The sequence below is a fragment of the Lysobacter sp. KIS68-7 genome, assembly GCF_021284745.1.
GTDB lineage: Bacteria > Pseudomonadota > Gammaproteobacteria > Xanthomonadales > Xanthomonadaceae > Noviluteimonas.
In genome coordinates this window covers 2,538,263-2,561,717 of record NZ_CP089925.1, presented here as the reverse complement: position 1 = coordinate 2,561,717, position 23,455 = coordinate 2,538,263, and the positions used below count along the sequence as shown (strand labels likewise).

The window sequence follows — 23,455 nt, the reverse complement described above, 5'->3', positions numbered from 1 at the left end:
CGCGCATCGCAGCGCTCTCCCATGCCTACCGAAACGCGCGGCCCCAATGCCGGCAGCAAGGATCGCCGGCAGTTGTTCCTCGAAGGATCGATCACCCGCGCGCTGACGGTCCTCGCGATTCCGATCATCTTCGGCAACATCGCGCAGACGGGTTACCAACTGACGGATGCGTTCTGGGTCGGCCGCCTCGGCGCGAGCGCGGTCGCTGCGGTTTCCGTCAGCTTCCCCGTCACCTTCCTCGTCATCGCCATGGGCTCCGGGCTCGCCATGGCCGGCGCGGTGCTGACCGCGCAGTACATGGGGGCAGGGCGGCAGGACATGGTCAACCACGTCGCGGCGCAGACGATGATCATGGTGGCGCTCACCTCCGTGGTGCTCGGTGCGATCGGTTACGCGTTGTCGCCGCACCTGCTGCGTTTGCTCGGCGTCGCGGCCGATGTCTACGGCGGTGCGCTCGCTTTCATGCGCGTGTCGTTCATCGGCATCATCTTCGTGTTCGTGTACGCGATGTTCCAATCGCTCATGCGCGGCGTGGGGCAGGTCCGCATTCCGCTGCTGATCGTGCTCGCAACCGTCGCGTTGAATTTCGTGCTCGATCCGCTCTTCATCTTTGGTTGGGGGCCGATCAAGGGCCATGGCGTGGTGGGTGCGGCGCTCGCGACGCTTGTCACGCAGGCCATCGCCGCGGCTGCGGGCATCGTGATCTTCCTGGGGGGGCGCCACGGGATCCACATCGCCCCTTCGCATTTCCGCATCGACCTGGCTTACGTCAAGCGGGCCTTCCTGCTGGGCCTTCCGGGCTCGATCGAGCTGTCCACGCGCGGCTTCGGCCTCATCCTCATGCAGTTCCTCGTGGCGGCCTTCGGCACCGTGACCATCGCGGCGTACGGCGTGGGCTCGACCATCCTGCAGGTGATCACGATTCCCGCGATGGGCATCGCGATGGCCGTTTCGACGCTGGCCGGGCAGAACATCGGCGCCGGCAAGTTGGATCGGGCAAGTCGCGCAACGCTGCTGGGTGCGGGCCTGTCGTTCGCCGTGTTGTCGGTGGCCGGCGTCCTCGTCTTCGCATTCGCGCCGCATGTCGTGGCGTTCTTCATCCCGGGCGACCCGCGCGTGATCGAGGCCGGCACCGCGTTCGTGCGGATCATGTGCCTGGCCTGGGGCGCGATGGGCGTGCAGTTGTGCGTCGTCTCCGCCTTCCGCGCCTCGGGCAACATGCTGATGGCGATGGTGCTCGCCATCGTGTCGCAATGGGTCCTGCAGTTTCCACTGGCCTTCGTGTTGTCGCGCCATACGGCGCTGCACGAGACGGGCATCTGGTGGTCGTTCCCCGTCACCAACATCGCCATTGCGCTGGTGTCGCTTGCCTGGTTCGCGCGTGGGTCCTGGAAGACGGGGCGGCTCACTGAAGACGCGAAGCTGGAAGTGCGCGTGGCCGAGGATGCGGTGGTGGACGAAGGGCTTCGCTGATTGTGAGGTCTGGTTAACCCCACCCGTTCGGGGGAGCCGGAACGGGGGATTACTCCGTTTGGGTTAGTTGGAGCCGTCGCGTTTCCTGGCTCCGACCTGACCCGGCCTGCGGCAAACGGAGAACCCTATGCACATCAAACGGACGCTATGGCTGCTCGCCCTGGCCCTCGTCTCGACCGCGGCGATGGCCGCCACCCATTTCCTGCGCGCCCCAAGCGCGAGGCTCGGCTCGCCGCATGTCGTGGTGAATTGGTCGGAAGTCGGGCTCGGCAACACCGGGAACGGCATCACTTATGTCGCGAGCGCAACGGCCGGCGCCCGCTATCAGTGCGTCAAAGTCGGCCAGGTTTGCCCGAAGCATTGCGCCAAGGAAGACGTGCTGCACAACGTTTACGTCAGCAGCACCTTCTCGGTCGACAAGAATGGGAAGATCACCGGGGACATGACCATTCCGGCGCCGGAAAGCTCGCTGGTCTGCCCGAAGGGTCAGTCTGCGAGCATTGTTTCCGTGGTGTTTACCAACATCAAACTGACGGACACGAGCAACGGGATCTCGTCGATGGCCAATCCGTCGGCGCTGTCGTACAACGGGCCTGAATGTCCATGACGATTGGAAGGCCGCCGTGAGGTGGCCTTCTTTTCTGGAGCGGTGAAAGCCTCGGCTCCGGAGGGGGCGGACCGCCACGCCCTCGGTTATCGCGCCTGTCGGAGCGCCTACAAGCCGCATCCATGCAACCGGAGCTCCGCCCGGGTGGCCATCCATGGCCGCCCTGCAGTCGCGACAACCGAGTGCGTGTCGGTCCTACACCGCGATTTGCAGGCGTGCTGCGTTCGCTTGGTGGTGGTCGATTGCTTCTCGAAGGACGTTGAAGCTTTGATTGGGAGGCTCGAACGGTGCAGCCAAACGACGCGATCATCTCGGTCATGCTCGCCGTTCCGAACGCGGCGGAAGCCTCGGCGTGGTATCGCCACGCAATGGATGCGGAAGAGTTATGGAACCTCGGTTCGGTCGTCGGCCTGGAGATCGCGGGCGCGCCGGTGTTTCTCGGTGAGCCGGCGAATAACGGTTGGGACTATCCCGCGAGACTCGGAATGCCATCGGTCCGGGTTGAAGTCTTTTGCGACGATCCGGATACATTTCTGAGTCGCGCGATCGCCGCCGGAGCCGTCGGCCGCACGTATCCGGCGCGCGTGCACGACATGCCGTGGGGCCCGCATCGCCAAGGCAGTCTGGTGGACCCATTCGGGCACATCTGGTTCGTGGGAGATCGATCGCCGCTGCGGCGATACAGCGGGAACGATGCTGTTGAACGCTGATAGCGCTTCCGTTCCCGCCCGCAACGACGCTCCGCGGTTCGGCTTGATTCTGGCCGATACCCAGCGAGTGGTCGCGTTCACTCCGTACAAGGAGGAACGACCATGCCCCACACCGAACAGTTGGACGACGTCGCCAAAGCACTTGTCGAGGCGATTACCGCAGTTGCGGCGTACACGGTGCCTTCCCCTGCGGTGCCCGCCTTCCTGCAGCACTTGGCCTCATTGGCTGAGTCTTATCCCGAGGGATCGCCCCAAAGGCAGGTCCTGGTCTTGATCCACTCCCGCATGGGACCGCTGATGGAGGAGTGACCCACTCGCCGGAAGGGGAAGACATGAATGAGACCCGCAAGCGCAAATACGATCAGCTCATCGAGAGCTGCAGTGCACTCCCGCCCATGCCCACGGCCGTCGCGCATCCATGCGACGCGTCTTCGCTCTCGGCCGCGATCGACGCAACCCGCCTCGGCCTCATCGCGCCGATCCTCGTAGGTCCGCAGTCACGCATCCACGGCGCTGCGAAGGCGGCAGGCCTCCACCTGGACGGCATCGAAATCGTCGACAGCCCGCACAGCGTGGAATCGGCGGTGCGCGCCGTCGCGCTGGTGCGCGAGGGACGCGCCGAGGCGCTGATGAAAGGGAGCCTCCACACCGACGAGCTCCTGGGCGCGGTGGTCAAGCGCGAAACCGGGCTTCGCACGGCGCGGCGCATCAGCCACTGCTTCGTGATGGACGTGCCGGGGCACGAGGACACGCTGATCGTGACCGATGCGGCGGTGAACATCGCGCCGACGCTCGCGGAGAAGGTGGACATCGTGCAGAACGCGATCGACCTCGCGCATGCGCTCGGCGTCGCCGAGGTACGGGTCGCGATCCTCTCGGCCATGGAGACCGTGAACCCCGACGTGCCTTCGACCCTGGAAGCGGCGGCGCTGTGCAAGATGGCGGATCGCCGCCAGATCACCGGCGCCATCCTCGACGGGCCGCTCGCGCTCGACAATGCGATCGACCTCGAGGCGGCGAAGATCAAGAATCTCGATTCCCCCGTGGCCGGCCGCGCGAACGTGCTGGTCGTGCCGGATCTCGAGGCGGGCAACATGCTCGCCAAGAGCCTCACCTTCCTCGCCGGCGCCGACGCCGCCGGCATCGTGCTGGGCGCCCGCGTACCGATCATCCTCACCAGCCGCGCGGACTCGGTCACCGCGCGCCTTGCCTCCTGCGCCGTGGCCGTACGCCTCGCGCATGCACGACGCCTCGACGCCGGGCGCGCGGTGAGCGGATGACCGGCGCGATCGCGGTCGTCAACGCGGGCTCCTCGAGCCTCAAGTTCTGCGTCTACTTCCATCGTGCGCAGGGCCTCGAGCCCGCACTGCGCGGGCAAATCGAGTCGATCCACACCGAGCCTCGTTTCAAGGCGCGGGATGCCGCGGGCGCGGAGCGCGGGACGAAGTCATGGCCCAAGGGCACGGCGCTCGGCCACGAAGGGGCGCTGCACCACGTCGTCGATTTCGTGCGCGCGCAACTCCCCGACGAACCCTTGCTCGCAGTGGGCCATCGCGTGGTGCACGGCGGAATGGAATTCGCCGCGCCGGTGCGCATCGACGCCAACGTTCTTGCGCGCCTGGACGCGTTCATCCCCCTCGCTCCGCTGCACCAGCCGCATAACCTGGCGGCCATTCGCTCGCTGCTCGCGGCGCGCCCCGATCTTCCGCAGGTCGCCTGCTTCGACACGGCCTTCCATCGTTCCATCCCCGAGGTCGCGCAGATGTTCGCGCTGCCGTACGCGCTGCACGTCGAGGGCGTGCGCCGTTTCGGCTTCCACGGGCTGTCCTACGAGTACATCGCCTCGCGGCTGCCGCATGTCGATCCGGTCGCCGCTGCGGGCCGAACTGTCGTGCTGCACCTGGGCAACGGCGCGAGCATGTGCGCGATGCAGGCGGGGCGCAGCGTGGCGAGCACGATGGGGTTCACTGCGGTCGACGGCCTGCCCATGGGCACGCGATGCGGCTCCATCGACCCGGGCGTGATCCTCTACCTCATGGACGAGCGGGGCATGGACGCGCGCGCCATCGAGAAGATGATCTACAACGCGTCGGGGCTGCTCGGTGTTTCCGGCGTGTCGAGCGACATGCGAACGCTGCTCGCCTCCGCCGAACCGGGCGCGAAGCGCGCGGTCGATCTCTATGTCTACCGCATCGGGCGCGAGTTGGGCTCGCTTGCGGCCGCGCTCGGAGGACTCGACGCGGTCGTCTTCACCGGTGGCATCGGCGAGAACTCGACCGTGATTCGCGAGCGCGTTTGCCGCGACGCGGCGTGGCTGGGCGTGGATCTCGATCCCGAAGCGAACGAAGCCGGAGGCCCGTGCATCTCGGCCGCCGGTTCGCGCACGCGGGCCTGGACCGTGCCCACCGACGAAGAGCTGATGATCGCGCGGCACACTCTCTCGGCCATTGCGGGATGAGCAACGCTGCGCGGGCTACGCCGCCATGTCGAGGACGATGCGCCCCTCGATCTCACCCTTGTGCATGCGGGCGAAGATGTCGTTGATGTTCTCCAGCTTCTCGGCGGCAACGGTCGCGGCGACCTTGCCCTGCGCGGCGAACTCCAGCGACTCCTGCAGATCCAGTCGCGTGCCGACGATCGAGCCTCGCACCGTGATGCCGTTGAGCACCATGCCGAAGATGTCCAGCGGGAAGCTGCCCGGCGGCAGGCCCACCAGCGACACCGTGCCGCGACGTCGCATCATGCCCAGTGCCTGCTCGAACGCCTTCGGCGACACGGCGGTGACCAGCGCGCCATGCGCGCCGCCGATTTCCTTCTTCAGGAATGCGGCCGGATCGGTGCTGCGCGCGTTGACCGTCACGGTGGCGCCCAGGTGCCGCGCGAGTGCGAGCTTGTCGTCGTCCACGTCCACTGCGGCCACGTTCAGGCCCATCGCCTTCGCATACTGCACCGCCATGTGACCCAGGCCGCCGATGCCGGAGATCACGACCCAATCGCCGGGCTGCGTATCGGTCATCTTCAGGCCTTTGTAGACCGTGACGCCGGCGCACAACACCGGCGCAATCTCGACAAAACCAATGCCCTTCGGCAGGTGGCCGACGTAGCCCGCGTTCGCAAGCGCGTACTGGGCGAAGCTGCCGTTGACCGAATAGCCCGTGTTCTGCTGCCGCTCGCACAGCGTTTCCCAACCGCCGAGGCAGTGTTCGCAGTAGCCGCAAGCCGAATGGAGCCACGGAATCCCGACGCGGTCGCCTTCCTTGACGTGGCTGACGCCGGCGCCGACCGCGACCACCGCGCCCACGCCCTCATGGCCGGGAATGAAAGGCGGCGACGGCTTCACCGGCCAATCGCCCTCGGCTGCGTGCAGGTCGGTGTGGCATACGCCGCAGGCTTCGATCTTCACCAGCACATCGCCGGGCCCGGGCCGCGGGACGGGGACCTCCTCGATCACGAGCGGCTGGCCGAATGCGCGGACCACCGCGGCCTTCATGGTCCTGTCCATCGCGATCTCCTTGGGGGGAAGGGTCGGATGCAACGTTACGCCGGTCTCGCGGGCCGTGTATTGACGAGGTCGGACGTAGCGACGCCAAAGCAGTGCGTATAGCCGTCGTCATCCACGACGAAAAACTCCGTCTGCCCGTAATCCCGATCCTCGATCCCGGAGGCCTGGAAACCCAGCCGCAACAGCCGCTCCCTGATCGCATGGAGGTCGCCGGGCGACCAGTACAAGCTGAGTCCGTGGTAATCGTCGGGCTTGATCGGCGTGCCTGCGCGCTGGTTGAGCCAGAAGGACAGGCGCTCGTTGTGCACCATGCATCCGATCAGACGGCCGTCCTTGCGCATCGGGCGATCCATGGTCAGGCCGAGGCCATCGGCCCAGAAGCGAAGGCTCTTTTCGAGGTCGGCGCTTGGAACGACGGGAATGCAGGATTCGACGAGCATCGATGTTCTCCCTGCTGCAAGTCACACCGCGTACAAGACTTCCGTCTTCTGCGCATCCGTTCCCCACGGCCAGATGCGGAAGCGCTTCGAGTAGATCGTCGCATGCAGGTCGCGGGGCATCGAAATCCATGCCGTGACTTCGAACGGCCCAGTGATCTGCGCGTGCACGGCGTCCCGTGTCAGCAACACGCGATCGCCGTGGAGGGTGCGGCCGCGGACATCCTGTGCGCTGGCTTCCTCGTAAAGGGCGTCTGCGCAGCGCGCCGTCGCGGACCAGGCCAACCCGTAACCGACGAGCTCGATCGAGAGCGCGGCGATGATGGCAACGAGCGCGATGGTGTCGATCGTCGAGCGTGGCTTACGGGAAAATGCCATTCGTCGCGGCCCCAGGAAGATCAGTCGACGTCCGCCAACAAGCGCCGCGCCGCCGCCCGCGCTTCCTTACTGACATCCACGCCGCCGAGCATGCGCGCGAGTTCTTCTTCGCGATCCTTCGCGCCGAGCTTCGACACCGCGCTCTGCGTCATGCCATCGCCCGAGGCCTTGCTCACGCGATAGTGCGCGTGGCCCTGCGCCGCGACCTGCGGCAGGTGGGTGACACACAAGGCTTGTCGCTTCGCACCGAGGGCGCGCAGCTTCTGGCCCACGATATCGGCGACTGCGCCGCCGATGCCGGAATCGACTTCGTCGAACACCATCGTCGGCACTGCATCGAGTCCCAATGCGGCCACTTCGATCGCAAGCGAGATGCGCGAGAGTTCGCCGCCGGAGGCGACCTTGCGCAGCGCACGTGCCGGTTGCCCCGGATTCGCTGCCACGAGGAATTCGACGCGCTCGGCGCCTTGCGGATCCGGATCGCCGTCGCCGTTGGCTTCCAGCGCCACGTCGAACTTGCCGCCGCCCATACCGAGCTCACCAATCAGCGCGGTGGTCGAGGCGGACAAGGACGCAGCTGCCTGCTTGCGCGCCTTCGTCAACACCTGCGCCTTCTTCGCCCACGCCGAACGCGCCGCTTCGATCTCACCGTCGAGCACGCGCACACGCTCACCCGCACCACGCAGCAATTCGAGCTCCGCCGCCAACGCATCGCGATGCGCGGCAAGTCCATCCGGCGTGACCCGATGCTTGCGCGCCAGGTCATGCATCCGCCCGAGCTTGCGATCGAGCTCGTCGAAGGCTGTCGGGTCCACGTCGAGGTCCGCGCGCACGCGTTCCAGCAACGAAGCTGCTTCATCGATCTGGATCGCCGCGGTGTCGAGCATCGCGTCGATCTCCAGCAGCCGCGGCTCATGCTCCGCCTGCCGCGCGAGCTCGTTGCGCACCTGCTGCAACAATCGCCCCAGCGCCGGGCCTTCGTCGCCGCCCAACCGCGCGGACGCCGTATCGCAGGCCGCGATCAACCCGGCTGCATGCGCATGCCGCTTGTGCGTCGCCACCAACTCCGCAAACGCTGCAGGTTCGATCGCATCCCGCGCCAATTCGTCGAACTGATGCTGCAGGAATGCAATCCGATCCGCCGGATCGCCGCGCTGGGCGAGGGCAGCGCGCTCGCGCACCAGCGCATTCCAGTTCCGCGCGGCGGTCTGCACGTCGGCGAGCAACGCGTCATGCCGCCCGAATGCATCGAGCAAGGCCAGCTGGCTCGTCCGCGACATCAGCGCCTGGTGTTCGTGCTGCCCGTGGATCTCGACCAGGTGACCGGACAGTTCGGTGAGCTGCGCGATCGTCGCGGGCCGCCCGTTGATCCACGCCTTCGAACCACCGTCCGCACGCAGCGTGCGGCGCAGCTGGCAGGCGCCTTCCTCGTCGTCGAGTTCCGCGTCGCGTAGCCATTCGGCGGCGGCGGGGGCGTCGTCGAGCGTGAATACGGCCACCAGTTCCGCCCGTTCGGCGCCGTGGCGCACCACGCCGCTGTCGGCGCGCGCACCGGACAGGAAGCCGAGTGCGTCGACCAGCAAGGACTTGCCGGCGCCGGTTTCGCCGGAAATGACGGTGAGGCCGGCACCGAAGTCCAGTTCGGCCGAACGGACGACGGCGAAGTCCTTGATCGCGAGATGGCTGAGCATGGTGATAGCGTACCGTTTCATGGCGATCAGGAAACCCGATGCCGAGCTCGATCCGCGCGCCCGCCAGCTGTTGCGGACGCTGATCGGGCGTTACATCCGCGACGGCGAGCCGGTCGGTTCGCAGACGCTGGCCCGCCACGCGGGCCTGGACATCAGCGCCGCCACCATCCGCAACATCCTTTCGGACCTGGAGGAGGGCGGGTTGCTCGCCTCGCCGCATACCTCCGCCGGGCGCATCCCGACCACGCAGGGGTATCGCGTGTTCGTGGATTCGCTGTTGCAGGTGCGGCCCTTGCCTGAGGGCGAGGTCGCGCGCCTGCGGCAGGAACTGCCGACCGGCTCGGGCACGCAGGCCTTGCTCGGCAGCGCATCGGAACTGTTGTCGGCGATGACGCACTTCGTCGGCGTGGTCGGCGTGCCCAAGCGCGAGCAGTTCGCCTTCCGCCACATCGACTTCGTCCCGCTGGACGCGCAACGCGTGCTCGCCATCCTGGTGTTCGCCGACAACGACGTGCAGAACCGCATCCTGCACACGCGCCGCGCCTACGACGCCATCGAGCTCGAGCGCGTGGCCAACTATCTCAACCAACATTTCGCCGGACGTCCGCTCGCCGACATCCGCGCCACGCTCCTGCAGGAACTGCGCGCGGCGCGCACCGAGATGGAAACCCTACTCGCGCACACCGTCGAACTCGCCGAGCAGGCCCTGGTGCCCGGCGGCGGTGACGACGTGGTGCTCGCCGGACAGACGCGACTGATGGGCTTGCAGGAGTTGTCCGACCTGGACCGCCTGCGCGACCTGTTCGAAGCCTTCGCCCGCAAGCGCGAGATCCTGCAGTTGCTGGAGCGCACGGCCCGGGCGCCGGGCGTGCGGGTGTTCATCGGGGAAGAGTCGGGCATCGCCCCGCTGGAATCGGTCTCGCTGGTCACGGCCCCGTACGTCGCCGGCGGGCGCGTGCTCGGGGTCCTCGGCGTGATCGGCCCCACGCGCATGGCCTACGACCGCGTGATCCCGGTGGTGCAGGCGGCTGCGGATGTGCTCGGCGCCGCACTGGATCAGCCCCCGGGGGGTTGAAAGGGTCCGGGGCAGCCCGCATCGCTGGGGTTCAGGCGGTTGGATGCCGCCGTAAACCGGACCGACGCATGATCCACCAGCACCAAGACCCCGGCGCCGAGGGCGCCGATGCCGCGCTCGACGGCGACACCCCGCAGGACCAGCTCGAAGCGCTCAAGGGCGAGATCGAACAGCTCCGCGCGGAGGTCCTGCGCGATCGCGCCGACCTGGACAACCAGCGCAAGCGCCTGGCCCGCGATGTCGAGCAGGCCCGCAAGTTCGCCAACGAGCGCCTGCTCAGCGAGTTGCTGCCGCTGTTCGACAGCATGGAGGCGGGCCTCGCCGCCGCCGAGAAGGCCGACCCGCTGCGCGCGGGCATGGAGCTCACGCTCCGCCAGTTGCATCGCATCGCCGAGACCAACGGGCTCATCGAGGTGGCCCCGCAGCCGGGCGACGCCTTCGACCCCGAACGCCACCAGGCCATGAGCATGGTCGAAGCCGGCGCCTTGCCGCCGGGTGCGGTCGCGCAGGTGTTCCAGAAGGGCTACGTGCTCAACGAACGCTTGTTGCGCCCCGCGCTGGTCGTCGTCGCGCGACACGACTGAACGAACGCGATCGCCCCGCCTCTTGAAGCCACGGCGGCGGCCCTTACATCGCAGGCATTCCGGCGGAACACCGCCAACGACATTCGAAATTGATTGAGGGAGCTAGGACATGGGCAAGATCATCGGCATCGACCTGGGCACGACCAACTCGTGCGTGGCGATCATGGAAGGCGGCAAGGCGCGCGTCATCGAGAACAGCGAAGGCGATCGCACCACGCCGTCCGTCGTTGCGTATTCCAAGGACGGCGAAGTCCTCGTGGGTGCCTCGGCCAAGCGCCAGGCGGTCACCAACCCGAAGAACACGTTCTTCGCGGTGAAGCGCCTGATCGGCCGCAAGTTCAAGGACGCCGAGGTGCAGAAGGACATCGGCCTGGTGCCGTATTCGATCGTCGAACATGAAAACGGCGATGCGTGGGTCGCGACCGCCGACGGCAAGCGCCTGGCCTCGCAGGAGATCTCCGCGCGCGTGCTGGAGAAGATGAAGAAGACGGCCGAGGCCTATCTCGGCGAGACGGTCACCGAAGCGGTGATCACGGTGCCGGCGTACTTCAACGACAGCCAGCGCCAGGCCACCAAGGACGCCGGCCGCATCGCGGGCCTGGACGTCAAGCGCATCATCAACGAGCCCACCGCGGCCGCGCTGGCCTACGGCATGGACAAGAAGGGCGGCGACCGCAAGGTGGCCGTGTACGACCTCGGCGGCGGCACGTTCGACGTGTCGATCATCGAGATCGCCTCGGTGGACGGTGAAATGCAGGTCGAAGTGCTTTCGACCAACGGCGACACCTTCCTCGGCGGCGAAGACTTCGACAAGCGCGTCATCGATTACCTCGTCGAGGAGTTCCTCAAGGACCAGGGCATCGACCTGCGCAAGGATCCGCTCGCGCTGCAGCGCCTGAAGGATGCCGCCGAGCGCGCGAAGATCGAACTCTCCTCGGCGCAGCAGACCGAAGTGAACCTGCCGTACGTCACGGCGGATGCCTCGGGCCCGAAGCACCTGAACATCAAGCTCACGCGTGCCAAGCTCGAAGCGCTGGTCGATGACCTCGTCAAGAAGACCATCGAACCGTGCCGCATCGCGCTGAACGACGCCGGCCTGCGCGCCAGCGAGATCAGCGAAGTCATCCTCGTCGGCGGCCAGACCCGCATGCCGAAGGTGCAGCAGGCGGTGGGCGAGTTCTTCGGCAAGGAACCGCGCAAGGACGTCAACCCGGATGAAGCGGTCGCCGTTGGCGCGGCGATCCAGGGCGGCGTGCTCGCAGGCGACGTCAAGGACGTGCTGCTGCTCGACGTGACCCCGCTCAGCCTGGGTATCGAAACCCTGGGCGGCGTGTTCACCAAGATCATCGAGAAGAACACGACCATCCCCACCAAGGCCTCGCAGGTGTTCTCGACGGCGGACGACAACCAGTCCGCGGTGACGGTGCACGTGCTGCAGGGCGAACGCGAACAGGCGCGCTTCAACAAGTCGCTGGCGCGCTTCGACCTGGCCGGCATCGACGCCGCGCCGCGCGGCATGCCGCAGATCGAAGTCTCCTTCGACATCGACGCCAACGGCATTCTTCATGTGAATGCCAAGGACAAGAAGACGGGCAAGGAGCAGAAGGTCGAGATCAAGGCCGGCTCGGGCCTGTCGGACGAAGAGATCCAGCGGATGGTGCAGGACGCCGAATCGCATCGCGAGGAGGACAAGAAGTTCCATGAGCTGGTGCAGGCCCGCAACAATGCCGACGCGTTGATCCATTCGGTGCGCTCTGCGATCACCGAGCACGGCAGCAAGGTGCCGGGCGATGTGATCGGTCGTGTCGAAGGTGCGCTGGCGGATCTCGAGACCGCGATGAAGGGCGACGACAAGGGCCAGATCGAAGCCAAGACGCGGGCGCTGGAAGAAGTGGCGCAGACGCTCGCGGCGGCCGCTTCGGGTGGCCAGGGCGGCGGCGACGCCGGCCCGCAAGGTGGTGCGCCGCGCGGCGAGGATGTCGTCGACGCGGAGTTCACCGAAGTCAAGGACGACAAGAAGTAAGGCACGGCCCGCCTTCGATATGAGGATCGGGGCTCGGATCCCGGAATGGCGACACCACGCCGCACCGGTCCGGGCCCCTTCTTTTAAACTCCCGCCCCTTTGACGAAACCTCCGGCTCCATGAGCAAACGCGATTACTACGAAGCCCTCGGCGTGGAACGCAACGCCAGCGACGATGACCTGAAGAAGGCCTATCGCCGTTGCGCGATGAAGCACCACCCCGATCGCAATCCCGGCGACCACGCCGCGGAAGCCGCGTTCAAGGAGTGCAAGGAGGCCTACGAAGTCCTCTCCGATCCGGCCAAGCGCCGCGTGTACGACCAGCACGGCCACGCCGCGTTCGAGCACGGCGGCATGGGCGGTGGCGGCGGTGGCCCCGGCTACGCCGACATGGGCGACATCTTCGGCGACATCTTCGGCAACATCTTCGGTGGTGGTGCACGTGGCGGCCCGCGTCGCGGCGCCGACATCGGCTACGTGATGGAGCTGGACCTCGAGGAAGCCGTCGCCGGCATCGACAAGCGCATCGAGATCCCCACGCTCGTCTCCTGCCAGCACTGCAACGGCAGCGGTTCCGAAGACGGGCAGATGGACAAGTGCGAGACCTGCCATGGCCACGGGCAGGTGCGCATGCAGCGCGGCATCTTCCAGATGCAGCAGACCTGCCCGCATTGCGCCGGTCGCGGCAAGATCATCAAGAACCCGTGCAAGCCGTGCATGGGGCAGGGCAGGCTGGAAGAAGAGAAGGTCCTGTCGGTCAAGATTCCCGCGGGCGTCGACAACGGCGACCGCGTGCGCCTGCAGGGCGAAGGCGAAGCCGGTCCGCCGGGCACGCCACCGGGCGACCTGTTCGTCGAAGTGCGCGTGCGCCAGCACGAGATCTTCGAACGCGACGGCGACGACCTGCATTGCGAAGTGCCCGTGCGCATTTCGCAGGCGGCGCTGGGCGACACGATTCGCGTGCCCACCCTGGGTGGCGAGATCGAACTGCGCGTCCCCGCCGAAACGCAGAGCGGCAAGGTGTTCCGCGTGCGTGACCGCGGCGTGCGTTCCGTGCGCAGCCGCGCGCCGGGCGACCTGTACTGCAAGGTGTTCGTGGAAACGCCGGTCAACCTGACGGCCGAACAGCGCGAGTTGCTCGAGAAGTTCGAAGGGACGTTCGTGGGCGAGGGCGCACGCCGTCATTCGCCCAAGGCGAGTACCTTCCTGGATGGCGTGAAGGGCTTCTGGGATCGGATGACGAGCTGAGGGTTTACTGCCTCACCAGATCGATCTGCGCCACCATCGGGCCGGCATCCTTCATCGGGGTGCCGCCCGGAACGATCCGCACGAACAACGCATCCTGCGCGCCCACGCCCACCGGCTTCCTGGCGATGTTCTGCAGGTGCGCGGTGACGTCGAAACTGTAGAAGTTCTCGCCCAGCGCGGTGTCGAGCTTGCTGCCGCCGCCGTGGTCGTGGAACTCGGCGTCGAAGAAGTTGATGTTGCCGACGTAGCTCGCGGCATCCAGCGGCGCGTTCGGTGTCGCGCACAGGTAGACGTGGTACAGCACGCCCGGCTGCTTCCAGGTGTGCAGCTTGCGCAGCACGAGCAGCGAGCGGCGGCCGTCCGTATCCAGGCCGAGCACGTTCGTCGCTTTCGCCGTGGATTCGCGCACCAACTTCACCGTCGTGGCGCCCGCGGCGAGGTCGGCCATGGCATTGGTGGACGCGACCTTGGTCGACGTGGCCGCAAGCGATGCGAGGCTCTTCGCCGCTGGGGTGGTGCCGGCCGGCGGCGTCACCGGCGGCTTCGGGAAGAACGCGTCGTAGTCGTAGCCCAATGACAACGCGCTGTAGAGCGTCTTGATCTGGCGCGACACGCGCGTGCCGTTGGAATCGGCCATCACGAACGCCGTGTTGATCCACGGATACGCGACCGCATCGGTCGGATTCTTGTTGCCGTTCTTGTTCCAGCTCGCCCACATGCGGTCGATGTTGGCGTGGTGCACGAAGAACAGCGGATCGTTGCCGGCGTAAGGCACCGCGCCCATGCCGCGCGTGTTGCCCGTCAGCGTGTGGATGCGGCCGTGGATGCCCGAGTCGATCGTGCGGCAGAAGCCCATCTCGGAACCGACGGTGTTGTAGGCCGTCTTCGCCATCGCATCGTCGATGCTCATCGCATCGCCGACCTGGTTCTTGTGGATCGGCTGGCCCGTGTTGGCCAGCGTGCCGCGATTGGCGCGATACAGCACGCCGAACACCGGATCGTCGGGCGTGCGGAATTGCAGGGGCACCACGCCGCGGTAGGCGGGATCGCTGCTCGTGTAGTTCCAGTAGGGCATCGCGAAGTCGGTGCGGCCCGTGACCGCGCGGACCACGCGCTCGATGTAGTACGTGTACATCCGATGCCAGGGCAGGAAGTGGTTGCTGTTCTGCCCGGCATGGGATTGGCAGGTGTTCCAGCAGTCGTTGGCGAGCAGGCGCGTCGGCGAGGTCGTGTCGGCACCGAACACGCGCGTGAGCTCCGCGTCCTTGGTGGTCGCACCGTCGACGAAGTGCGTGTACCACCACCACATCCAGCTTCGCGGATCCTCGGCGCCCAATTGCTGCATGGCGCGGATCGCATCGGCGTAGATGGCGAGCATCTCCTGTCCGCCCGGGCTGGCGAGGTCGCAGCGCAGCGCAGTGGCGGCGAAGGCGGGCCGTGAGAACGAATAGACCACGGGAGTCGCGAGGAGTCCTTTCAGGACATGGCGGCGGGTGATCTCGTTCACGTCGAACCTCCGGGCATGCTGTGCAAACGACCGACACCGCATGCGATGTGGCTGTACTCGTGTTGCGTGGGAATGCTGCGATCACTCAGCAGCGTGCGACGAAAGCATCGCAAGGACAGCGGTGACGAGAGGGTCAACGCACACGCGGAAAAATTTGCCACGCCCCTGTTCATCCACTCCCCCCGGGACGCCGCGCGCCTGGTCGGCGCGCGGCGCGTGCGGTTCCATCCGCACTTTTTCCCTGACCGTTCCGTTGTCTGACTGCTTCCTTACTGGCGCACCAGTTCGACCGTGGCGACCATGCTGCCGGCATCTGCGCGCGGCTTGCCGCCCGGGACGAACGTGACGTTGAGCGAATCGCGCTGCACCGCACCACTGCGTTCGTAGCGGCGCAGCAGGTCGGTGACGTCGAAGCTGAAGAAGTTCTCGCCCAGCGCTTCATCCATGCCATGGCCGGTGCCGTGGTCGTGGAATTCGGCATCGAAGAACTGGATCGCACCAACGTAGGTGTTGCGGTTGATCGCGCCTTTGTTCGGCGTGAGGTACACGTGGTACAGCACTTCCGGCTGCTTCCATGTGTGCAGGTTCTTCACGACCAGGTAGGTGCGCTGCGTCGAGGTCGCAGGCGCCAGGCCCAGCACGGCGCTGGTCTGCTTGGCGGTGGCGATGCGACGCACCGGCAAGGTGGTGGCGCTCGCACCCAGCGAGGCCATCGCCGACGAGGCGGCCACGCGTTCCGGTTTGGAGACCATCAGCGCAGCGACCTGCGCGGCGATGCTCTTCTTCTTCGGCGTCGGTTGCTGCTGTTGCGGCGGCGGCGGCGGGGGCGGCGGCAGCCACAGGCTGTCGTACTGGTAGCCCAGCGCGAGCGTATCGAAGAAGTCCTTGAGCTTGCCGGACACGCGCGTGCCGGTGCGATCGGCGAACACGAACGGCGTGTTCAACCACGTGCCGGTCGTGGGATTCGCACCACCGTTGGCGTTCCAGCTGGCCCAAAGGCGGTCGATGGTGGAGTGGTGTACCCAGAACAACGGATCGCGTGCGGCGTAGGGCACCGCGCCCATGTTCTTCGCCGTGCCGACCAGCACGTGGATGCGGCCGTGGATGTTGGCATCGATCGAGCGGCAGAACCCCAGGACCGTGCCGACCGTGGTGTAGGACGCGGTCGCCATCGTGGCGCTGATGTCCATCTGGTCGGTCGGCTGCGCCTTGTCGATGCGCTGGCCGGTGTTGGCGAGCGAGGTGCGATCGCTGCGATACAGCACGCCGAACACCGGATCGTTCGGCGAACGGAACTGGATCGGCAGGATGCCGCGCTTGAGCGGATCGGTGGACGTGTAATCCCAGTACGGCAGGGTGAAGTCCGCGCGTCCACTGACTTCGCGGATGATCTGTTCGAAGAAGAACACGAACATGCGGTGCCAGGGGAGGAAGTGGTTGGTGTTCTGCCCGGAGTGCGACTGGCAGGTATTCCACATCTCGTTGGCGAGCGAGCTTTGCGGCGTGGTGGCGCCGGCCCAGATGCGCGTGATCTCCGCGGCCTTCGTGGTAGAGCCGTTGACGAAGTGCGTGTACCACTGCCACAGCCACGACAGCGGATCGGTTTCGGGACGCAGCAACATCGCGCGCATCGCGTTGGCGTACGTGGCGAGCATGTCGGCGCCTTGCGGCGAGGCGATGTCGTAACGCACGAGCGGAGCGGACTGGGCGAAGGCGTAACGCGACAGCCAGACGGAAAGCGGAAGTGCGGCGGTGCCCTGGAGGAAAGTGCGGCGGGAAAGCGACGACATGGGGAGGTTCTCCTGCGACTACTTCCACGAAAGCGCGAATTCCGTGACAACCCGGTCAACTCGTTGATGCGGTTAGACGAGTGGCGTGCGTGTTAGCTCCAACGGTGTAACCCGTGAAGCGCACGCTGATTTTCGTGAATTGGCGCGAACACGCGCGTTCGGCTAGCCTTTGGCTCTTCGCTGCACGCGCAACGCACACGCACATGACGACCACGACGACGCGTTTGCTCATCCACGGTGCTTCCGGTCGCATGGGGCAAGCGCTGCTGCGCATTGCCGCAGAACGTCAGGAACTGACGCAGGTGGTCGGTGCGATTTCGCGCAAAGTCGGCCAACGCGTGATCGATGGCGTGCCGCAGTTCGCGTCGAGCGAGCTCGGCGGCTTGCCCGAGTGCGATGCCATCATCGATTTCAGCCTGCCGGAAGCCTTCGATCCGCTGCTTGCGTACTGCATCGCGCACGGCCGTCCGCTGGTGAGCGGAACGACCGGCCTGTCGGCGGAACAGATCACCGCGCTCGATGCGGCGTCCGCGCGGATTCCCGTGTTGTGGGCATCGAACTTCAGCCTCGGCGTCGCGGTGCTCGTCGACCTGGTCGAGCGTGCGGCGCGTGCATTGCCGGGCTGGGATTGCGACATCGTCGAACAGCACCACACGCGCAAGCTCGACGCGCCTTCCGGCACCGCGCTCACCCTGGGCGAGGCGGCCGCGCGGGGCGGGGCGCAGGCGCGCTTCGCCGCCATCCGCGCCGGCGACATCGTGGGCGAGCACACCGTGCAGTTCGCCACGCTCGGCGAGCGCATCGAGCTGGTGCATCGCGCGACCAACCGCGACATCTTCGCCCGGGGCGCGCTGCACGCCGCCGCCTGGCTGGCCCGGCAGGCGCCGGGGCGCTACCGGATCGCCGACGTCCTCGGCTAGCCCGACCGCGGCCTAACATCCGGAATCGTTTGGTAATCCGGCCTCGGATCGGTACAATCCCGGCTCGCCTGCCCACTGCCAGCACGGACCGGAACCAACGCCGCGTCCGCGCTTCGCTGCAACCTGCGTCCGGACGGACGCCGGCCTGCCAGCCAGGGGCATCCCCCCAAGCAAAGGCGACGTTCCGTGACCTTACCTGCACTCCTCGCACTCGAAGACGGCACGATCTTCGAGGGCGTTTCCGTCGGCGCGCCCGGCCTTTCGGTCGGCGAAGTGGTGTTCAACACCGCCATGACCGGTTACCAGGAAATCCTCACGGATCCTTCCTACGCGCGACAGCTCGTCACGCTGACCTATCCCCACATCGGCAACACCGGCTGCACCGAGCAGGACGACGAGGCCCGCCAGGTCTGGGCCGCCGGCCTGATCGTGCGCGACGTCCCGCGTCGCCCGAGCAACTGGCGCAACCAGCAGGCGCTGCCGGAATGGATGCGCCAGCGCGGCGTGGTGGCCATCGCCGACATCGACACCCGCAAGCTCACCCGTTTGCTCCGCGACCGCGGGGCCATGAACGGTGCGCTGGTCGCCGCCGCCACGCCCGGTGAAGTCCTCGACGCCGACAAGGCGATCGAAGCCGCGCGCAAGTTCCCCGGCCTGAAGGGCATGGACCTGGCCAAGGAAGTCACCACGCGCACGGCCTACGGCTGGCGGGAAGGGCAACTCGACCTGGACAGCAACGTGTTCGTCGAGACGCCTGCGAAGTTCAAGGTCGTCGCCTACGACTTCGGCGTGAAGCAGAACATCCTGCGCATGCTCGCCGAGCGCGGCTGCGACGTGACCGTCGTGCCGGCGCAGACGCCCGCCGAGCAGGTGCTCGCGATGAACCCCGACGGCGTGTTCCTCTCCAACGGCCCGGGCGACCCGGCGCCGTGCGACTACGCCATCGAAGCGATCAAGACCTTCGTCGACAAGAAATTGCCGACCTACGGCATCTGCCTGGGCCACCAGTTGCTCGGCCTGGCCGTCGGCGCGCAGACGCAGAAGATGAAGTTCGGCCACCACGGCGCGAACCACCCGGTCATCGACCTCGACACCGGCCGCGTGATGATCACTTCACAGAACCATGGCTTCGCCGTCGACGAAGCGACGCTGCCGAAGAATGCGCGCGTGACCCATCGCTCGCTGTTCGACGGTTCGAACCAGGGCATCGCGCTCACCGACGCACCGGCGTTCTCCTTCCAGGGCCATCCGGAAGCGAGCCCCGGCCCGCACGACGTCGCGCCGCTGTTCGACCGGTTCATCCAGGCCATGGAGGCGCGCGCGAAGTGAAGCGTCCGGGTCGTCGCCTGCGCCTGATCGCCGCTGCCTTCCTCGTGCTCGCGGCGTATCCGGCGTTCGTGCTCGGCACGGTCTACGCCCACTGGTTCCGCATGGATTTCCCCGGCGGGCGCAACGGCCCGTCGGACGCATATCGCCATTCGCTCGCAAGTGCGACCGTCGCTTACACGACGTCGCCGCGCCTGGTGGCCCTCGTCACGTCCGTGATGGAAGACGACGGACAGGGCAACCCCATGCGCGCGATGGACGCACACAACAACCGCATCGGTGCGCAGATCGGCGCGACGGCCACGAGCTGGAACGACATGCAGGGCAAGGTCCTGCACGCGGTCCAGTCCGGCACCGTCGACGCGACCAGCACCGACCAGATCACCTGGCTGCCGCAATCGTGGTGGCGGGATCGCATGTACTGAAAGGCTTATCGAGCATGCCCAAGAGAACCGACCTCAAGACCATCCTCATCATCGGCGCCGGCCCGATCGTCATCGGCCAGGCCTGCGAGTTCGACTACTCCGGCGCGCAGGCGTGCAAGGCGCTGCGCGACGAGGGCTATCGCGTCGTGCTGGTGAATTCCAATCCGGCGACGATCATGACCGACCCGGAAATGGCGGACGCGGTCTACATCGAGCCGATCAACTGGCAGACGGTCGAGAAGATCATCGCCAAGGAAAAGCCCGACGCGCTGCTGCCGACGATGGGCGGCCAGACTGCGCTGAATTGCGCGCTGGACCTGGCCGACAACGGCGTGCTCGAGAAATACAACGTCGAGCTCATCGGCGCCTCGCGCGACGCCATCCGCATGGCCGAGGACCGCGAACTGTTCCGCGTGGCGATGTCGGAAATCGGGCTGGAATGCCCGAAGGCCGCAGTCGCCCGGACCTTCGACCAGGCCGTCGCCATCCAGACGACCGTGGGCTACCCGACCATCATCCGTCCGTCCTTCACGCTCGGCGGCACCGGCGGCGGCATCGCCTACAACAAGGAAGAGTTCGAAGAGATCGCCAAGCGCGGTCTGGAACTCTCGCCGGTGCACGAAATCCTCGTCGAGGAATCGGTGCTGGGCTGGAAGGAATTCGAAATGGAAGTGGTCCGCGACAAGGCGGACAATTGCATCATCGTCTGCTCGATCGAAAACCTCGATGCGATGGGCGTGCACACGGGCGACTCGATCACCGTCGCGCCGGCGCAGACGCTCACCGACAAGGAATACCAGCGCCTGCGCGACGCCTCCGTGGCCGTGCTGCGCAAGATCGGCGTGGACACCGGCGGTTCGAACGTGCAGTTCGGCATCAACGCGCAGACCGGCCGCGTGGTGGTGATCGAAATGAATCCGCGCGTGTCGCGTTCCTCCGCGCTCGCCTCGAAGGCCACCGGCTTCCCGATCGCCAAGGTCGCGGCCAAGCTCGCCGTCGGTTACACGCTGGATGAGTTGCGCAACGAGATCACGGGCGGCAAGACGCCGGCCTCGTTTGAACCGACCATCGACTACGTCGTCACCAAGATCCCGCGCTTCGCGTTCGAGAAGTTCCCGGCTGCCGACGCGCGCCTGACGACGCAGATGAAGTCGGTGGGCGAGGTGATGGCCATCGGCCGCAGCTTCCAGGAATCGCTGCAGAAGGCGTTGCGTGGATTGGAAACCGGCAAGGTCGGGCTCGATCCCACCGGCCTGGATCTCGCCAGTGACGACGGCATGGCGCAGCTGCGTCGCGAACTCAAAGAGCCGGGACCGGAGCGCATGTTCCACCTGGGCGATGCGTTCCGCGCCGGCATGTCGGTCGAAGACGTGCACGCGCTGTCCTTCGTCGATCCGTGGTTCCTCGACCAGATCGAAGAACTCATCGCGATCGAAAAGGACGTCGCCGCGGCGGGTCTCGACGCGCTCGATGCGCGCAGCCTCCGCCAACTCAAGCGCAAGGGCTTCTCCGATGCCCGCATCGCGCAGCTGGTGAAGACCAATGAATCGGCCGTGCGTGCGCTGCGCAAGGCCTTCGGCGTGCGCCCGGTGTACAAGCGCGTGGACTCCTGCGCCGCGGAGTTCGCGACCAGCACGGCCTACCTGTATTCGACCTACGAGGACGAATGCGAAGCCGCGCCGACCAACCGCAACAAGATCATCGTGCTCGGCGGCGGCCCCAACCGCATCGGCCAGGGCATCGAGTTCGACTACTGCTGCGTGCACGCGGCACTCGCGCTGCGCGAGGATGGTTTCGAAACCATCATGGTCAACTGCAACCCCGAGACGGTCTCCACCGACTACGACACCTCCGATCGCCTGTACTTCGAGCCGCTCACGCTCGAAGACGTGCTGGAGATCGTCGAACTCGAACAGCCCAAGGGCGTGATCGTGCAGTACGGCGGCCAGACGCCGCTCAAGCTCGCGCAGGCGCTGGAAGCCAACGGCGTGCCGGTGATCGGCACCTCGCCGGATTCGATCGACCTGGCCGAAGACCGCGAGCGCTTCCAGAAGCTCGTCGAGAAGCTCGGCCTGCTGCAGCCGCCGAACGGCACCGCGCGCACGGCCGAGGAAGCCCTCGCGATCGCGCACCGGATCGGTTATCCGCTGGTCGTGCGCCCGAGCTACGTGCTGGGCGGCCGCGCGATGGAGATCGTGTACGCCGACGCCGACCTGTCGCGCTACATCCGCGACGCGGTGAAGGTGTCCAACGATTCGCCGGTGCTGCTGGATCGCTTCCTGGACAACGCGGTGGAAGTCGACGTCGACATCATCGCCGACCACACCGGCGCGGTGCTGATCGGTGGCGTGATGGAGCACATCGAGGAAGCGGGCGTGCATTCGGGCGACTCTTCGTGCTCGCTGCCGCCGTACTCGCTGTCGAAGAAGACGCAGGACCGCCTGCGCGAACAGGTCGTCGCACTGGCGCGCGCGCTCAACGTCGTCGGCCTGATGAACACGCAGTTCGCCATCCAGCAGGACGAGGAAGGCGAAGACACGATCTACCTGCTCGAAGTGAACCCGCGCGCCTCGCGCACCGTGCCCTTCGTGTCGAAGGCCACCGGCATGCCGCTGGCGAAGATCGCGGCGCGCTGCATGGCGGGCAAGACGCTGGCCGAGCAGGGCGCGACGAAGGAAATCGTGCCGGGCTACTTCTCGGTGAAGGAAGCCATCTTCCCCTTCGCCAAGTTCCAGAACGTCGATCCGATCCTCGGCCCGGAAATGCGTTCGACGGGCGAGGTGATGGGCGTGGGCCGCAGTTTCGGCGCCGCGTTCGCGCGCGCGCAGGAAGCCGGCGGCATCAAGGCGCCGCCGATCGGCAAGGCCTTCATTTCCGTCCGCGATCCGGACAAGCGCCGCGTGCTCGGTGTTGCGCAGGACCTGGCCAAGCGCGGCTATGGCCTCGTGGCCACCGGCGGTACGGCCGATTACCTGCGCGCCAACGGGCTTGATTGCGACCGCATCAACAAAGTGATCGAAGGCCGTCCGCACATCGTCGACCTGATCAAGAACGGCGAGATCGTGTATATCGTCAACACGACCGAGGGCAAGCAGGCGATCGCCGACTCGTTCTCGATCCGGCGCGAAGCCTTGCAGCAACGCGTCACGTACTCCACCACCATCGCGGGCGCGCGTGCGCTGCTCACTTCGCTGGACCATCGCGGCCGCGGCGACGTGAATGCACTGCAGGCGCTGCACCAGGAATTGACGCAGAAGGATTCGACGCTGGCATGAGCACCACGCGGGCACCTATGACGGCGAAAGGCGCGCAGCGCCTGCGCGCCGAGCTGGAAGAACTGAAGTCGGTGAAGCGGCCGGCGGTGATCCATGCGATCGCCGAGGCCCGCGCGCACGGCGACCTGAAGGAAAACGCGGAGTACCACGCCGCGCGCGAACAGCAGGGCTTCATCGAAGGCCGCATCAAGCAGCTGGAAGCGGAGCTCTCGCACGCGCAGGTGATCGACGTGTCCGGTCTCAACGCCGGTTCGCGCGTGGTGTTCGGCGCGACGGTCGAGCTGGCCGATGCCGACAGCGGCGAAGAGAAGCGCTACCAGATCGTCGGCGACCTGGAAGCGGACATCAAACAGGGGATGATCGCGATTTCCTCGCCGGTGGCGCGTGCGCTGATCGGCAAGCACGAGGGCGACACGATCACCATCGACGCGCCCGCGGGCCAGCGCGAGTACGAAATCGTCGCGGTCTCCTACGAGGGCTGAGGC

General features: G+C 66.6%; 21 protein-coding genes. 15 read left to right on the top strand and 6 right to left on the bottom strand.

The genetic code is table 11. The features are described from left to right. Window positions 1–21 precede the first annotated feature (21 nt). The 6 genes from LVB87_RS12505 (at window position 22) to LVB87_RS12480 (ending at window position 5,248) form a co-directional block, all read left to right on the top strand. A complete protein-coding gene (locus LVB87_RS12505) occupies window positions 22–1,473 on the top strand; it encodes an MATE family efflux transporter (RefSeq protein WP_232898285.1) in 1,452 nt (483 codons plus the stop codon). A gap of 127 nt (window positions 1,474–1,600) precedes the next feature. Continuing rightward, entirely contained in the window at window positions 1,601–2,080 is a 480-nt protein-coding gene (locus tag LVB87_RS12500; RefSeq protein WP_232898284.1) for a hypothetical protein, read from the top strand. Window positions 2,081–2,367: 287 nt separating this feature from the next. Further along, a complete protein-coding gene (locus LVB87_RS12495) occupies window positions 2,368–2,790 on the top strand; it encodes a hypothetical protein (protein WP_232898283.1) in 423 nt (140 codons plus the stop codon). A gap of 102 nt (window positions 2,791–2,892) precedes the next feature. Further along, window positions 2,893–3,099 carry a hypothetical protein gene (locus LVB87_RS12490; protein ID WP_232898282.1) on the top strand — a complete coding sequence of 69 codons (207 nt, stop codon included), beginning with the start codon at window positions 2,893–2,895 and terminating at the stop codon, window positions 3,097–3,099. A gap of 23 nt (window positions 3,100–3,122) precedes the next feature. Continuing rightward, the gene (locus tag LVB87_RS12485; RefSeq protein ID WP_232898281.1) at window positions 3,123–4,070 is read left to right on the top strand and encodes a phosphate acetyltransferase; all 948 of its coding nucleotides are present in this window, start codon (window positions 3,123–3,125) and stop codon (window positions 4,068–4,070) included. Beyond that, window positions 4,067–5,248: an acetate/propionate family kinase gene (locus LVB87_RS12480; protein WP_232898280.1), complete on the top strand. Its 1,182-nt coding sequence runs from the start codon at window positions 4,067–4,069 to the stop codon at window positions 5,246–5,248. The genes LVB87_RS12485 and LVB87_RS12480 overlap by 4 nt, the downstream gene beginning before the upstream one ends. A gap of 15 nt (window positions 5,249–5,263) precedes the next feature. Here LVB87_RS12480 and adhP read toward each other — a convergent pair whose 3' ends face one another. Genes adhP through recN form a run of 4 tightly spaced genes read right to left on the bottom strand, consistent with a single transcriptional unit; the run spans window position 5,264 to window position 8,798 of the window. Beyond that, a complete protein-coding gene (gene adhP, locus LVB87_RS12475) occupies window positions 5,264–6,292 on the bottom strand; it encodes an alcohol dehydrogenase AdhP (RefSeq protein ID WP_232898279.1) in 1,029 nt (342 codons plus the stop codon). A gap of 35 nt (window positions 6,293–6,327) precedes the next feature. Continuing rightward, window positions 6,328–6,732, bottom strand: a complete 405-nt coding sequence (locus LVB87_RS12470) for a VOC family protein (protein ID WP_232898278.1) — start codon at window positions 6,730–6,732, stop codon at window positions 6,328–6,330. 21 nt (window positions 6,733–6,753) lie between these two features. Further along, the gene (locus LVB87_RS12465; protein ID WP_232898277.1) at window positions 6,754–7,107 is read right to left on the bottom strand and encodes a hypothetical protein; all 354 of its coding nucleotides are present in this window, start codon (window positions 7,105–7,107) and stop codon (window positions 6,754–6,756) included. A 20-nt stretch (window positions 7,108–7,127) separates the two neighbouring features. Continuing rightward, the gene (recN, locus tag LVB87_RS12460) at window positions 7,128–8,798 is read right to left on the bottom strand and encodes a DNA repair protein RecN (RefSeq protein ID WP_232898276.1); all 1,671 of its coding nucleotides are present in this window, start codon (window positions 8,796–8,798) and stop codon (window positions 7,128–7,130) included. Window positions 8,799–8,817: 19 nt separating this feature from the next. On the opposite strand from recN, the gene hrcA reads away from it, so the two are divergent. The 4 genes from hrcA to dnaJ all read left to right on the top strand — a co-directional run bounded on the left by hrcA (window position 8,818) and on the right by dnaJ (window position 13,727). After that, a complete protein-coding gene (gene hrcA / locus LVB87_RS12455) occupies window positions 8,818–9,873 on the top strand; it encodes a heat-inducible transcriptional repressor HrcA (protein WP_232898275.1) in 1,056 nt (351 codons plus the stop codon). Window positions 9,874–9,941: 68 nt separating this feature from the next. After that, window positions 9,942–10,457: a nucleotide exchange factor GrpE gene (gene grpE / locus LVB87_RS12450; RefSeq protein WP_232898274.1), complete on the top strand. Its 516-nt coding sequence runs from the start codon at window positions 9,942–9,944 to the stop codon at window positions 10,455–10,457. A gap of 109 nt (window positions 10,458–10,566) precedes the next feature. Further along, window positions 10,567–12,480 carry a molecular chaperone DnaK gene (gene dnaK, locus LVB87_RS12445; RefSeq protein WP_232898273.1) on the top strand — a complete coding sequence of 638 codons (1,914 nt, stop codon included), beginning with the start codon at window positions 10,567–10,569 and terminating at the stop codon, window positions 12,478–12,480. A gap of 119 nt (window positions 12,481–12,599) precedes the next feature. Next, window positions 12,600–13,727, top strand: a complete 1,128-nt coding sequence (gene dnaJ, locus LVB87_RS12440; RefSeq protein ID WP_232898272.1) for a molecular chaperone DnaJ — start codon at window positions 12,600–12,602, stop codon at window positions 13,725–13,727. 4 nt (window positions 13,728–13,731) lie between these two features. Here dnaJ and LVB87_RS12435 read toward each other — a convergent pair whose 3' ends face one another. Continuing rightward, window positions 13,732–15,234 carry a tyrosinase family protein gene (locus LVB87_RS12435; RefSeq protein ID WP_232898271.1) on the bottom strand — a complete coding sequence of 501 codons (1,503 nt, stop codon included), beginning with the start codon at window positions 15,232–15,234 and terminating at the stop codon, window positions 13,732–13,734. Window positions 15,235–15,503: 269 nt separating this feature from the next. Continuing rightward, the gene (locus tag LVB87_RS12430) at window positions 15,504–17,024 is read right to left on the bottom strand and encodes a tyrosinase family protein (RefSeq protein WP_232898270.1); all 1,521 of its coding nucleotides are present in this window, start codon (window positions 17,022–17,024) and stop codon (window positions 15,504–15,506) included. A 203-nt stretch (window positions 17,025–17,227) separates the two neighbouring features. Here LVB87_RS12430 and dapB point away from each other — a divergent pair, with 203 nt between their 5' ends. The 5 genes from dapB to greA all read left to right on the top strand — a co-directional run bounded on the left by dapB (window position 17,228) and on the right by greA (window position 23,452). Continuing rightward, complete coding sequence (gene dapB / locus LVB87_RS12425) at window positions 17,228–17,944, top strand: 4-hydroxy-tetrahydrodipicolinate reductase (protein ID WP_232898269.1); 717 nt, start codon at window positions 17,228–17,230, stop codon at window positions 17,942–17,944. A gap of 186 nt (window positions 17,945–18,130) precedes the next feature. Continuing rightward, a complete protein-coding gene (gene carA, locus LVB87_RS12420) occupies window positions 18,131–19,273 on the top strand; it encodes a glutamine-hydrolyzing carbamoyl-phosphate synthase small subunit (RefSeq protein ID WP_232898268.1) in 1,143 nt (380 codons plus the stop codon). Beyond that, on the top strand, window positions 19,270–19,695 hold the full coding sequence (locus LVB87_RS12415) for a hypothetical protein (RefSeq protein ID WP_232898267.1): 426 nt from the start codon (window positions 19,270–19,272) through the stop codon (window positions 19,693–19,695). The genes carA and LVB87_RS12415 overlap by 4 nt, the downstream gene beginning before the upstream one ends. A 14-nt stretch (window positions 19,696–19,709) precedes the next feature. Continuing rightward, window positions 19,710–22,970, top strand: coding sequence for a carbamoyl-phosphate synthase large subunit (carB, locus tag LVB87_RS12410; RefSeq protein WP_232898266.1), 3,261 nt, complete (start codon window positions 19,710–19,712; stop codon window positions 22,968–22,970). Further along, window positions 22,967–23,452 carry a transcription elongation factor GreA gene (gene greA / locus LVB87_RS12405; protein WP_232898265.1) on the top strand — a complete coding sequence of 162 codons (486 nt, stop codon included), beginning with the start codon at window positions 22,967–22,969 and terminating at the stop codon, window positions 23,450–23,452. The genes carB and greA overlap by 4 nt, the downstream gene beginning before the upstream one ends. Window positions 23,453–23,455 lie beyond the last annotated feature (3 nt).

Coding starts and splice junctions, on each gene's coding strand:
- LVB87_RS12505 (WP_232898285.1), top strand. CDS start 22: ATGCCTACCGAAACGCGCGGCCCCAATGCCGGCAGCAAGGATCGCCGG.
- LVB87_RS12500 (WP_232898284.1), top strand. CDS start 1,601: ATGCACATCAAACGGACGCTATGGCTGCTCGCCCTGGCCCTCGTCTCG.
- LVB87_RS12490 (WP_232898282.1), top strand. CDS start 2,893: ATGCCCCACACCGAACAGTTGGACGACGTCGCCAAAGCACTTGTCGAG.
- LVB87_RS12485 (WP_232898281.1), top strand. CDS start 3,123: ATGAATGAGACCCGCAAGCGCAAATACGATCAGCTCATCGAGAGCTGC.
- LVB87_RS12480 (WP_232898280.1), top strand. CDS start 4,067: ATGACCGGCGCGATCGCGGTCGTCAACGCGGGCTCCTCGAGCCTCAAG.
- adhP (WP_232898279.1), bottom strand. CDS start 6,292: ATGGACAGGACCATGAAGGCCGCGGTGGTCCGCGCATTCGGCCAGCCG.
- LVB87_RS12470 (WP_232898278.1), bottom strand. CDS start 6,732: ATGCTCGTCGAATCCTGCATTCCCGTCGTTCCAAGCGCCGACCTCGAA.
- LVB87_RS12465 (WP_232898277.1), bottom strand. CDS start 7,107: ATGGCATTTTCCCGTAAGCCACGCTCGACGATCGACACCATCGCGCTC.
- recN (WP_232898276.1), bottom strand. CDS start 8,798: ATGCTCAGCCATCTCGCGATCAAGGACTTCGCCGTCGTCCGTTCGGCC.
- hrcA (WP_232898275.1), top strand. CDS start 8,818: ATGGCGATCAGGAAACCCGATGCCGAGCTCGATCCGCGCGCCCGCCAG.
- grpE (WP_232898274.1), top strand. CDS start 9,942: ATGATCCACCAGCACCAAGACCCCGGCGCCGAGGGCGCCGATGCCGCG.
- dnaK (WP_232898273.1), top strand. CDS start 10,567: ATGGGCAAGATCATCGGCATCGACCTGGGCACGACCAACTCGTGCGTG.
- dnaJ (WP_232898272.1), top strand. CDS start 12,600: ATGAGCAAACGCGATTACTACGAAGCCCTCGGCGTGGAACGCAACGCC.
- LVB87_RS12430 (WP_232898270.1), bottom strand. CDS start 17,024: ATGTCGTCGCTTTCCCGCCGCACTTTCCTCCAGGGCACCGCCGCACTT.
- dapB (WP_232898269.1), top strand. CDS start 17,228: ATGACGACCACGACGACGCGTTTGCTCATCCACGGTGCTTCCGGTCGC.
- carB (WP_232898266.1), top strand. CDS start 19,710: ATGCCCAAGAGAACCGACCTCAAGACCATCCTCATCATCGGCGCCGGC.
- greA (WP_232898265.1), top strand. CDS start 22,967: ATGAGCACCACGCGGGCACCTATGACGGCGAAAGGCGCGCAGCGCCTG.